Source organism: bacterium (genome assembly GCA_021372615.1).
GTDB lineage: Bacteria > Armatimonadota > Zipacnadia > Zipacnadales > UBA11051 > JAJFUB01.
Genome location: JAJFUB010000029.1, coordinates 15966 through 28075, shown reverse-complemented (window position 1 = coordinate 28075; position 12110 = coordinate 15966). Strand labels below are relative to the sequence as shown.

Genomic DNA, 12110 nt, shown 5'->3' with positions numbered 1-12110 from the left:
AGGATGAAGCTGAGAGTGGGCCTGTGCGGCGCGGGGCAGTTCGGCCGCGTCTTCGTACCGCTTTTCCAGCGCCACCCGAGTGTGTGCGAGGTGTACCTGGCAGACGTCCTCCCCGACCGCCTGGCGCGCGAGGCGGCGCGGCTTGGGGTGACCAGGACCTTCGACTCCCTGGAGGCCCTCTGCCGCAGCGACTGCGACTGCGTGGCCCTCTTCACCGCGCGCTGGGACCACGCCGCACAGGCCGTGCAGGCACTGCGAGCGGGCAAGCATGTCTACAGCGCCGTACCCGCGGCCACCACCCTTGAGGAGCTGGCCCAACTCGTGGACACCGTCAAGTCCACCGGCCTGGTCTACATGCTGGGGGAGACAAGCTACTACCGCGCCCAGACCACCTTCTGCCGCGACAAGTTCGCGCGAGGGGAGTTCGGCGAGTTTGTTTATGGCGAGGGCCAGTACCACCACGACATGGCCCACCTCTACGGGGCCTACATGTACAGCGGCGGCGAGACCTGGAAGCGCGATGCCAGCTTCCCCCCGATGCTCTACCCGACCCATTCCACCGCCTTCGTCCTGGGCGTGACGTTCCGGCGCATGACGGAGGTGGCCTGCTTTGGGTACGTGGACCGGCATCCCGACGGCGTCTTCCGCGCGCAGGAGAGCCCGTGGCAGAACGTGTTCAGCAACGAGTCGGCCCTGTTTCGCACCTCCGACGGCGGTATGGCGCGGGTCAACGAGTTCCGTCGCGTCGGCGCGGGCGACGGCCGCATGACCATCATCGGGACTCACGCGGCCTATGAGGAGCAGCCTGGGCAAGGGGTCTTCACATGGCTCGACTTCCCGCGGGACTACGGACAGTCGACCGAGATCCCGTACGCGGACGCCGGCAAGCTCGTCGCTCTGAAGAGTGAGGACGTCAGCGCGATCCGGAGCTTTGGCGGGGTCGAGGTTACCGAGGAGAATCTGGGGGACTTGCCGCGCGAGTACTTGGGCAAGAAGTTCCTGGGGCTATCGCCGGCCCAGCCCTTCTGGCAACTGCCTGTCGAGTTCGCCGGCGTACCCAACGGACATGACGGGACGCACGTGTTCCTGGTGAACGACTTTGTGCGCGCCGTGGCGGCACACAAGCTGCCACCGAACCACGTCTGGCTGGCAGCCCGGTACAATGCGCCGGGGATCGTCGCCCACGAGTCGGCCAGACGCGACGGCGAACGTCTCACGATCCCCGACTTCGGCATGCCGCCCGCCGACTGGCCGCTGCTGGACACCACGCAGCCGCTACAGCCATAGGCCAGCAGACAGTGCCGCACCACCACTTGCCGGGAGGGATTCCTGTGGGTCTGCTCATCAACCTGCGCCGGCCGCACCTGGACGACCTGCCGCCAGTCCGGATCCCCGCGGGCTACCGTCTGGCCACCGCGAGCGAGTTCGACAACCCGTGCCCGACCTGGGCCGGCGTCATCAACGCCTGCTTTGAGGACCAGCACTGGACCGAGGAGTACATTCGAGAGAGCTTCATGGCGAAGCCTCAGTACGACTCCGAGGGAGTCTTCTTCATCATGTGCGGCGAGGAAGCGGTCGCCACTGCCTTCACCTGGCGGGATGAGCCGGACGAGACCCGGGAGGGCCGCATCCGCTGGGTAGCGACGCTGGCGGAGCACCGCGGCAGGGGGCTCGGCAAGGCCATCGTCCTGGCGACGATGCACTACTTCAGGGATCGGGGCTTCGAGGCGGTGCACCTCGGCACGCTTCCGCCACTGCTGCCGGCGATCCGGATGTACCTGGGGCTAGGCATGCAGCCGGTGCTGGGCGAGCCCGAGCACGACGCGGCGTGGCGTGGGGTCTTCCAGGCCCTCGCTCGCCCCTGGCCACCGGCTCAATAGCCTGTCGCGGTGTCGTGCCCCCCAACCACCGCCTTGCGGGTGGCGTCCCGCCGAAGCGCAAGGCAGCTACCGGCGTTTCTGTCGCCACCATGGGGACCATGCGTGCACGGATGCCCTTGGGCTGCCCGGTGGCGCCCACACTGGGCCTGCCCCAGACGGCCCCGGTTATCACGATCAGTTTCGGCAAGGACTTGAGCGGCACCACCGCCGCTGGCCCGCGGCAAAGTCTGGCAGGCGCTCAAGTCCGGCCCTTGCACCGGCTATGTAGACTATCCCGCCGGTCTGCTCCAAGGCCAGCCGGGCACCGTCGAGATGTGAGTCTGCCCGCTGGACTGGACCCCGGCTGAGGAGTTCTTCCACGTCCTGTTCGACGTCCGTGCTGAGGGGGTCTGTACCTGTACAAGTAGTACCAGCTCCCCAACCTGCTGCTGACCTGCCCGCACATCGCTGGTCGCCACGCGGACAACAGCGCCAGACTGACCTGGCAGCCCGGGGGGGCATCACATTGCCGGGACGTGGTCCGTAGACACAGTATACGGAAAGTGCCTACTGTCAGGATGCCGGCGGCAGCCGTCTGGGCCGTGATCGGGCAAGCCATGGGGGGCAGGCTGTTCGGCTCCCGCTTCACCGCGCCACCGTTGCCAGCTAACCGCCGGGCGTGCGAGCCGCCGGCAGCCGGCCCCAGGCAGGACGACCGGCATCGTCGGCGAGTTTGCGCAGACCCGAGCCGTCGCGGTCCATGATCCACAAGCTGCTCGTTGCATCGGTCCCTTCTCGCTCGAAGGCGACCTGCCGGCCGTCGGGCGAGATGCTGAGTCCACGGGCGCTGTCGTCCTTGAGGTCGGTCAGCTGCTTGACCTGCTTCGTCGCGAAGCTGTACTCGAAGAGGTCCGTGCGGATATTCAGGGGGACGTACATCTGGGTGAAGAGGAAGCCGGACGCATCAGGCAACCACTCGATGTCGCGCACCAACTCGGCCCGGTGGGTGGACACGAGTTTGCTGCCCCCGGAGGCGTCACCAACGGTGTTGAGGTAGATCCCCCCACGCTCTTCATCGAGGATGTTGTAGCCCGACCGATAAAGATACCGGTCACTCGTGTCAGGAGTTGGGCCCCAGGCCACCAGGCCAGGGGAGGCCTTCGCGACCACCGGGAGCGGCAGACCAATGGAGCCGTACTTGGGGAGCGCGGGTATCTGGCTGATTCCTGAGCAGGTCCGCATGGCGTAGGCGAGCGCCGACCCGTCAGCCTTCCAGGAGACCTTGCCGGCGCCGAAGAAGCGGATGCCGGAGTACCGGGAGATGATCAGGTTCCCTCCCGGAACCGTCTTGCCCGGCTCGATGTCTGCCAGGGGCGGGGACGGCATGATCCGATAAAGGCCGTAGATGCCGACTGCCGGCTGCCAGACGCCCGGCCCGAAATCGGCGACGTCGTCGAAGGTCATCGTCCCGTTGGCGGGGACGGACTTGAGCTCCGGTGCGCCCGCCACGTACACCTGTACCCGGTCAACAGTCAAGTTGGAGACGCTCACGGTCACCGAGCCCTTGGGCAGTCTGGCGAGCTCGGCGACGGCCGGCGCGTTGGTGATGCGTCGGTAGCCGGTGCCGTCGGAGCCAACCGCATAGACATCGCTATCGTACCACGAGGCCCACGCCTCGTGGCCGCTGGCAAAGGCCAACTCGCGGCCGTCGAGCCGCCAGGCGAGATCGATTGGCGGATCCACGAAGAACTTGCGGGGAGCGGTCCAGAGCACCCGGTCGCCCGTCCCATCAGGCGAGACGAGGTGGATGTCATGCGTCGAGAGCCGCACATAGGCGATGATCCCCTGGTCCGCGGCGTCTGCCTGGAGTGGCTGAGGTAGGACCACAAACGCCCACGGAAAGGCACAAGCAAGAGCAAGGAGCACTACCGACCGATGGGGCCGTGGGCATGCAGTCAGACTGGTCATTGGCCTCACTCCCTGGCTGGGTTGCCGCCTCTGGCGGCCGGGCGTCGCCGACGATGGCACCCCACGTGACCCTGGCGACACCTGAACCAGCCGGGCAACGGTTGAGTGGGGCCCGCTGCCAGGCCCCTGACCGAACCCCAGAGGTGCGGACGAGGACCGCCGTCTGTCGCAGACGCCAGGACACGAAGAGGTTCACCATCGAAACGATACCAATCGAGTCCTGCATTCGCCGCCGCGACGCTCACTTCCTGTCAAGGCGGTCACTTCCAACCAATCCACCCAGTGGTGGACTCCGGGCTGCCGATGGCATCGAGCCGGACCATCGGGAAGCAGAGCACTCCCAGGCGCATGGACAGAGGATTGCCTCGCGCGGCAGCCGCGAGCCAGGTGGCGCCAGCCCGTGGGAGCATACCCCGCGGTGTCGCCGCGACGGGGAGGGCCGAAGGCACGCCTCAGCGGTAGCGGCAGGCGTGAGCCTGCCGGCAGCACGCGCCCCGTCAGCCGCTCCAGTTCGGCCACGAACCCCTCATCCCCGGCCGGGCGCCCAGTTCGTTCGGTGATTGGCAGCCTGGAGGAGCAGAAAAGGGGACTCAGACAGGGGTTGAGCGGAAAACAAGCGCCCTGCAGCCGGTTCTGGCCGCAGGGCGGGAGGGGCAGATGCTGGTCAAGAATGCTGGCTCCCCAGCGTGCACAGTACTCGCGACTGACTGGCCAGCGAAGAGCGCCGGGAACTGGCGGGCATGATCTGACCGCAGCCGTTCAGCTAGAGCCTCTCTGCCCGGCAGGTGAGTTGTGAGACCCTACGGGGGTCTTCGGCAAGGACAGGTGTCAGTCCAGGAGACGGAGCGCGGCCAACTCGGTGCCTCCTCGGGTGCCCACTCAGTCCGGGCGGGAAGGAGCAAGTCTGGCGAGGTACAGCCCCGGCGATAGCTCGGATGGATCATGCCGGAGGAGCAAGACTCACGACGTGAATCGTGGAGAGGCGATCGATCGAGCCGATTGCCAGAGTGTCCTCGGCATGGTTCAGCACGATGCTGGAGAGTTCGTTGGATGCGGTGGGACCGTAGAACCCGGGGGCGTTGTAGTAGACGATGCCGAGCTGCCGCAGGCCGACCTCGTCGTCGTAGTAGAACACATACCCCATGTCTTCCGGGTCTCCCGCAACGCCCCAGAGCTTCGTCTTGTCGGCGTTGGTGCACATGCACTGCACCGGGCCATAGGCGGCGGCGTGCCCCAGCGAGTAGACGCGGTCGCCCTGGACGATGGCCACCAGCGCGTCCATGGTCCCCACGATCTGCCGGTGCCCGTTCCATTCTGCTGCGGCCGAAGCCACGGCGCGATAGCGGCGTCCGGTCGCCTCAGGGAGCTTCACCTCCCGATCGAACTCCAGCTTGCCCGGCAAGATATGGTCAAGTAGCCAAGCGCGGTAGGACGTCTCGACCTCCCCGAAATCCAGGCGTTTGAGGATCTCGCGCCCCTTGATCTGGAAGACGTACCGGGCGGTCTCAGCGCAGAGGGTCCTGCCCGTCAGTACGTGGAGGAGATCGCCATCGTCGTAGCACATGCCGATGGCCTTGGTGTCCTCGACATTGGCTGGCGGCACCTCGCGCCAGATGCGGAGGGGGAAGCAGTCGCGGATAGGGAACGCCGCGAAAGGGTTGTTCGCAGTGACTTCCTCGCCGACGTAGGAGGTCTGCTTGCGGCGCGCGGCTATCTGCTCTTCGGTGAAGGCTACCGGCTGCAGAACCGGGTCCTCGGTGATGGGGCCCGGCGTGTACATGTGCTCACGGAATGCGGCCAGGTCCACGGCCAGCACGTTCGGGCCATCCGCCCCGAAGCCGCGTCCCAGGGACACGCAGTACATCTTGTCCCGCTCCTCGTCGATCGCCATCTCGGTCGGATGGCTCAACACTCTGGTGGTCGAGCCGATGACCCCGAGACACTCCGGGGCCTGGCCATGGTCCACGTCCCAGCGCATCAGGTAGTACGGGAGGTGGTACCGCATGGTGGCTTCCGGCGCGAGTTCCAGTACCTGCTGGGTGAGCGGGTACCACAGCACGCCCTCCTTGTCCATCGCCATGGTCTCAAGCAAGAAGGAACTGCGCTCACTGGGGGGCGGGATGAAGCCATCCGCGTCCAGCATCGGGCCGACCGGCGAGATCTTCAGCGTGGCGAACTGCAGCTTGTAGAGCGTGCCGGAGAAGGGGAGGACGATGTACATGAACTCGCCGGAGTGGTGGTTGAAGCCACAGGCCATGTAGCGGTACCAGGTGTTGTGGCCCCAGTTGCCCGGCTCCTCGGGGAAGCGGTAGCCCAGGTCCTCCAGTTCCTCCGTCTCCGTGTTGATCCGGAACGCACATCCGGTCTTCGTGACACCATAGATGTGGCCGTCGGCGCCCAGCACCAAACGGTAGCAGAATAGCTCCGCCGCTTTGCCCAGGTCCTTGACCTGCCTGCTGTGTAACGAGTAGCGGTAGACGTGACCGCGCATGAAGCCAATCATGTACAGGGCGTCGTGGACAGGGTCGTACTTCGCGCCGTAGATGCTCTCGCGAGGGACGGGAATCCCCCAGTTCTCAGCCCGGCCGGTCCTGGGGTCATACACGAGAATGTGCGAGCCCGGGAAGCCCTCCCACACGTGGTTGTGATGGCCGAAGGGCATCCACTCGCTGTGGTGCTTGGCGCGGTCGGTGCTATGCGTAGTGGCGATCAGCCGGCCGTCGGGCAGGAAGTTGATGGACGTGTGCAGCTTGCTGTCGGGCAGGTGGCGCGGGTGCGGGAGGATCACGTCGCCCGCGTAGAAGCAGTCCACGATCGCGTTCGTCTCGAGATCATACCGCACAAGCTTGGTGTGATCGGACTTCCCCGCCTCAGAGGAAAGGGGGAAGTAGAACGTGCCATCCGGGGCGACGTCACCATCCCACACCGAGTTGAAGTTGTCGTTGCCCTCGGCCCGGGGGAAGGCGTGCTTCACCCCGGTCTGATTCATCAGCCTGTAGTAGTCCTCTGAGAACGGCTCAAAGAGGTAGCGGGCCATGTAGTCTACCTGGCTTTCCACGTAGCCTCCCCCCTCCGTCCTGGCCACAGCGCGAATGTGGCCCAGTGGTGTTCCGAAACTAGCGTGTGTGTCTCTTTGGGGCTGTCGACGGCAGTTGGGGCGTTTGCACCGATGTTGACTTCGCCTTCCTTCCTGATCATCCTCCCCGCATGTTCTGGCACCTGCTTCTGGTGCTACTCATCCTGCTTGCTCACGCAAGGCCCCAGAACGCAATCCGCCTCCAGTCTCTGACGAAACTGGAGGCGAATAGTGAATGTGTTGGCTCCCCGACCCCGCAGCCATTCGAATGGTTGACGCTCAGCCTCGCGCCGCCTAAGGTCGTGACGTGGTAGTGCCCCAGGCCGATCGCCACGTTGTCTCGCGGTCAACTGGGGTCATCGGTCAGCTGCAGTACCAGACGTCCCCAACTGCCTCTCACGGAACGCCGTGATCAGATCGCGCCCGGCGTATCCCAAGCTATCGAGCGCGCGCAGATGACTTGCGTCGCCGGCGTCCAGCACCAGTAGAGCCAATGCCGCGACGCGGGCTACGGCCAAGCCCTCGTGTACGCCCGCATGGAGTTCAGCGAGCGCGATGCTGTCCTCGCCTGGCACGGGCACCAGGAGACAATGGGCCTCCTCAAGCGGCTCGTCTGCGTCCGGCGGATCACTGGCCGCAATGTCCACGAGCATCGAGACACCGGTCTCCTTCTGTCCCGTCATTAGGTTCGCTATCGCCAGATTGTAGCGCAGCAGCGGCATGTCGCTGTTCGCTGCCGCTCGCTCAGCCTCGTCAAGCGCCTTCCTCCACTCGCCCTGCAACAGATAGCAGTACGCCAGGTTGTTCCGCAGCGTACCGTTTGACGGATGCAGTTGCACAAGCGTCTCGAGGCTCTCCACACACCCCGCGGTGTCGCCCTCTTCATGCAGACAGATTGCTCTGTTCGCCCCGATTGTCGCCGCCACTTCGCAGGCGTCTTCACCGCCGAGCGCGCCCAGTACGTCCAACCCACCGATCACCGGCTCGGACAACATGGTGACCTCGAGAAGTCTCGCGTCCGCCATAGCCAGACGTTGCTCGAGAGCGCAGGCAAGACCGCTCAGGTGCTGCGTCGCGACCTCGACAGCGGCGTCATCGTGTACCAGAAGCACGGCGACGGCGGGAAGGTCTCGGGTGTGCTCGATGCGAAGCAGACACACGGGGCGGGATCTGTCCTGGGGGAACATGCGCGAGGTCTCCTCCAGATGGAAGATCACCTCCTGGTCGGTCTCCTCGAACTGATAGCCGCCAGATAGGATCTTCTCTGCCACCTCCGTGACGCGTTGGTGGAAACGCAGAAGGTCTCCCAAAGGCCACACGCCAAACAGACCCCGATTTCCGTAGGGTTCGATGTCGTGCGCGCCTGCCAGACCGAGGACCTGAAGGGGCACCCATTGTTGTGCCCTCGGTGGCTCGCGGAAAGCCGAAATCCCTCGAGCTTCTGCGTAGTACTTGAGGTAGATGTCGTTTATCTCATCACCGGGTAGCCGACGGACTCCGTCGTCCGACTCCTCCAATAGCCCTCGGTCTTTCAGACTGGCGTAGGCGAGTTGGATACCAGCAACTGATGCGTCTACTCTCGGCATTGAAGGTTCAGACGGAGCCAAGGCTATGCGTAGCGCGCCTACTCTATCGAGGGAGAGGTCGGCGGGGGTCAGGCATTGGCACAGAGCGGTCAGATGGAGATGGTCTAAGGCGTCCAGCTTCTGTCTGATCCGTGATCTGTCGGTGCCTCGAACAGCGTCGAGTTCGAGGAAGACATCGTCCAGAACTGCTGTGCTGAGGACCATTTCCCCGCCTGCCCTGACAGCCCGCTTGTACATCATGTGGCATATGAGCTGCAACTCGTATGGGCGATTGCCGGCCACGTTCGTCAGCTCATGGACGGTGCGCAGGTTGATGCACTCCTCCGGTTTCTCGACCCCGATCTTGCGGAGCGGACGGAAGACGCACTCCCTCGCCTCCTGCCGCGACGTAAAAGGTCCCAACGGGATGACCTTGAACTGCCGCGTGATCGGGGAGAAGACATCACGCATGACCGGCAGGAACTCGCCTGTTCCTGCCAAGACCAACATGAGGCTCGGGGTTGTCTCGACCAGGTTGCGCAGCGTCTCGAGCAGCGACTGGTCGAGGGACAGGAGGTTCGCCTCATCGATCAGGCCCACCATTGCTGTGGCGACCCCGTCGGTCACCAGATCTTCGGTCAACTGCCGGAAGTCGTCGGCAAGCGTCGTCACGGGGATCGTCAGCGACTCGAGGTGCCCCGCCGCCGATGCGCGCGCTATCTGCAACGGCAAAGCAAACCGAACCCAGGTGAGATCGCTGGGGACCTCCCATCCGTCCAGCAGCTGTCGCACGGTCTGGTACACCTGGCCCGTGCGCCCTTCGTACAGACCCGCGCGACAAACGGACAGTAAGGCAGCCTCAAAGAACTGGCGCAAGAATTGCGTCCTTGTCTGGACAACGCTGGAGTCCAAGTCCATCCGAAAGCTGACCAGACCATACCTCTCTGCCTGCAGTCTGATCATGTTCATGAAGGAACTCTTGCCACTTGATCGCTCGCCTATCACGGCAAGCGACGTTGGGCGTTGCGATGCGGCCAGTCGAAGATAGTACTCGGCCTCCTCCAGTTGCTCGCGCCTTCCAGCGAACACCTGGGGATCAGTCACAGCGTGTGCGAAGTCATACGGGTTCACAGCATCAGGAAGAGGCATTGTCTTCTCCTATCACAGCCCCAAGCTGTGTGTCCGAGTCTGCCAGCAGGGGGCGGAGGGCCAGCTCCTCCGCCTTGCGCATCCAGTCAGGTCCCATGCCCGCATAGCGGGGTGCAAGGCAGTACTCCCTAAGGACGCTACAGCACTGCTCAATGCTGGACAGGTCGGCTTGCAGCAAGTCGCCAGAGAACCACCAACTCGAGATGATGCGATCGGCGTCGTCTGGCCAGACTGTCGCTCTGCAGGCCACGGCCCCTTCGCCGATCTGGCGCAGCCGCTCTCTTAGCCACCGCAGTTCCGACAGGGGGGACACCGGAGCGATGGCCAGAGAGAAGAGCCTGGGCACCTCCTCGGCGGTCACGGCAGAAAGGACGTACTGCCAAGTGGCCTTTGTGCGCAAGGCATCCTCATCCGTGACAAAGCGGCTGTGCGCGACGCGGTTCCTGATAGGCTCGAGGAGAGCCATTTCACCCTCAACGTAGTCCGCCTGGCCGAACAACTTGCTGAAGCAGTCGCGCCAGTTGTCTTTCTTCACTATGAGTTGCTTGAGGTCCGGGAGGTCAAGGTAGGCCACTGCGTGGCTCAAAGACCATGACAGTCCGCTTCCCAGTCGCTCGCCCATCTGTCGACCTATCACCTTGCTCTTGACTTCGGGCGCCATCCGCTTCTCCCACCATCGTGCACCATGCACGGCTTCCATCTCGCGAACGACCACCCCTCGCAGCGCGTTCTCGATGAGAAAGAGCAGGTTGCTGACCGTTGCCTGACGAGCCATTCCCTCCCTCTGCTCGTCGCGTAGTCCGCCGAATGGTTGGTCTGGCTGATCTTCAGGGCCGTCAGGACACATCCAATCACCTCGCGGAACATGATGTCACAGGCACCTCGGCGCCGTATCGAGCGCCCACAGAACCGCGAATGGGGCGAACGCAGCGCCCGCAAGAGGGTTCGCTACTCCGCCCCCAGCAGATAGCCAGTAGTGAGACCTTTGCCCTTGAACCACTCCTTGACCTTGCTCTTGCTGTCCGGCAGTACGCGATCGATCTCGTCGCCCTGCGGCGCAGACCAGCGGTTCCACGATACCAGCCGCTGAACGAGCTGCCTGATGTGGCCCATGTCCTCGTCGGAGATGTCTCTGTAGAAGGGACGGCGACGGTCTTCCTCGTCAAGAAGGTGAAGGCTGGCACAGACCGCATCCCGCAACAACTCAGACCAGGCCATCATAGACTTGGAGCCGAACAGACGCCGCAGCTTCAGCTGGTTGCCATCGGCTGCCCCGGCCCTCGGATCCCAACTGCACAGAGCTTGCTCGTACAGCATGTTTAGGAGCGCGACGTTGTTGACGCGTTCCTGATCACGCTTGTAGGCAGCCGTAGTCATGTCGTCGCTGACGGGATCGGTATGCAGAAACCACTGGAAGACTGACTTGGTTAGCAGGTCGATGGTCAGAGGTTTTTCATCAGTGCTACGCTGTCCCGAGGAGATATACGCTCTGGTCTTGCTATCCTCATCCTCGAGAACTGCGTTCATCAGGTAGCTGCGGAAGCGTCTGTTGCGTTCAGCCCGGGTCATCGCCCGTGACTTGTCGGCCTCCAGAAAGTGCATGAAGCCGACCTCACTCTTCGTCTTGCCATCCTCCAGCTTCTTGTAGTCGTCGAACTCGCTACCAAACTCGCTGCCCAGTTTCATCAGCATGATCGACGAGAAGAAGCGCATCTGCGAGTACTTGTCGTGTGCAGCAATGTTCGTCTCATTTAGGCGCCGGATGTCGGGCGCCAGATACACCTTGCACTCGAAGTCGCGGCGGTTCGTCCAAAGCAAGGCCGCGATCTTGTGCTGACCGTCGAACAGGAGGAGGCGGTTCTCGTGTACGCGCCCGATGGACGGCTGAAGCACCGGATGCGTCTGAAAGTGCCGGTACAGCTCGAAGACTTTGTCGGGGATCAGATAGCGAGGCTGAAGACCAGCTTTGCCGTCCTCTTCGTCGTCGCTGTCCAGGAGCGCTATGGGAAGTGTCGCATAGAAGTACTCCCAGCCGGTCGCCGGGCAAGTGTAGAGGTCGTATGTGAGTGTGGCGTCCGGGGCCTGTATCTCGACCTTGTGGTTTGAGGCATTGACGCTGACAGGCGTACCATAGCAGGTCAGGTCACCCTTCTGCTTCAGGTACTCCAGAAGGTGCTTCAGGGTCACTCGGTCGCCGCCGGCGAAGAACTCGTCGAGGCGGAGTTTCACGCGGAAGTCCTCTAAGGGTAACGTCCCCTTCGCCTTGTTATGTGTCTCGCACATCGGGGCAATGTTGTTGATCTCAGTTGCCCCGCCCTCGGCGAACGCCCTGATGTGGTCGAAATGAAGAGGGCTGCCGTCGGGGATCTCATGGCCAGTCGCGAAGCACCGCCTCCCGTGGACTGCCAGTACCTGCTGTTTCTCGTCGTCGTTCAGTTGGCGCTTCAGTGTGATCGCCATCGCTCTACTCCCAATGCCCGAGGATCGCTGCCG

Annotated in this window: 7 protein-coding genes; 2 read left to right on the top strand and 5 right to left on the bottom strand. The window is 63.7% G+C overall.

Features of this window, described 5'->3' with window-relative positions; translation table 11 throughout:
• Positions 1-3 precede the first annotated feature (3 nt).
• Together LLH23_04940 and LLH23_04935 are read left to right on the top strand one after the other, a co-directional pair.
• On the top strand, positions 4-1287 hold the full coding sequence (locus tag LLH23_04940) for a Gfo/Idh/MocA family oxidoreductase (GenBank protein ID MCE5237818.1): 1284 nt from the start codon (positions 4-6) through the stop codon (positions 1285-1287).
• Between the two features lie 44 nt (positions 1288-1331).
• Entirely contained in the window at positions 1332-1880 is a 549-nt protein-coding gene (locus LLH23_04935; protein MCE5237817.1) for a GNAT family N-acetyltransferase, read from the top strand.
• 645 nt (positions 1881-2525) lie between these two features.
• Here LLH23_04935 and LLH23_04930 read toward each other — a convergent pair.
• The 5 genes from LLH23_04930 to LLH23_04910 form a co-directional block, all read right to left on the bottom strand.
• On the bottom strand, positions 2526-3827 hold the full coding sequence (locus LLH23_04930) for a hypothetical protein (GenBank protein MCE5237816.1): 1302 nt from the start codon (positions 3825-3827) through the stop codon (positions 2526-2528).
• 940 nt (positions 3828-4767) lie between these two features.
• Positions 4768-6885 (bottom strand): hypothetical protein, encoded by a 2118-nt coding sequence (locus LLH23_04925; protein MCE5237815.1) that lies wholly within the window; start codon positions 6883-6885, stop codon positions 4768-4770.
• A gap of 374 nt (positions 6886-7259) precedes the next feature.
• Entirely contained in the window at positions 7260-9617 is a 2358-nt protein-coding gene (locus LLH23_04920; protein ID MCE5237814.1) for a hypothetical protein, read from the bottom strand.
• Positions 9604-10392, bottom strand: a complete 789-nt coding sequence (locus tag LLH23_04915; GenBank protein ID MCE5237813.1) for a hypothetical protein — start codon at positions 10390-10392, stop codon at positions 9604-9606. The genes LLH23_04920 and LLH23_04915 overlap by 14 nt, the downstream gene beginning before the upstream one ends.
• A 173-nt stretch (positions 10393-10565) precedes the next feature.
• Positions 10566-12077 carry an HNH endonuclease gene (locus LLH23_04910; protein ID MCE5237812.1) on the bottom strand — a complete coding sequence of 504 codons (1512 nt, stop codon included), beginning with the start codon at positions 12075-12077 and terminating at the stop codon, positions 10566-10568.
• Positions 12078-12110 lie beyond the last annotated feature (33 nt).

Coding starts and splice junctions, on each gene's coding strand:
- LLH23_04940 (MCE5237818.1), top strand. CDS start 4: ATGAAGCTGAGAGTGGGCCTGTGCGGCGCGGGGCAGTTCGGCCGCGTC.
- LLH23_04930 (MCE5237816.1), bottom strand. CDS start 3,827: ATGACCAGTCTGACTGCATGCCCACGGCCCCATCGGTCGGTAGTGCTC.
- LLH23_04920 (MCE5237814.1), bottom strand. CDS start 9,617: ATGCCTCTTCCTGATGCTGTGAACCCGTATGACTTCGCACACGCTGTG.
- LLH23_04915 (MCE5237813.1), bottom strand. CDS start 10,392: ATGGCTCGTCAGGCAACGGTCAGCAACCTGCTCTTTCTCATCGAGAAC.
- LLH23_04910 (MCE5237812.1), bottom strand. CDS start 12,077: ATGGCGATCACACTGAAGCGCCAACTGAACGACGACGAGAAACAGCAG.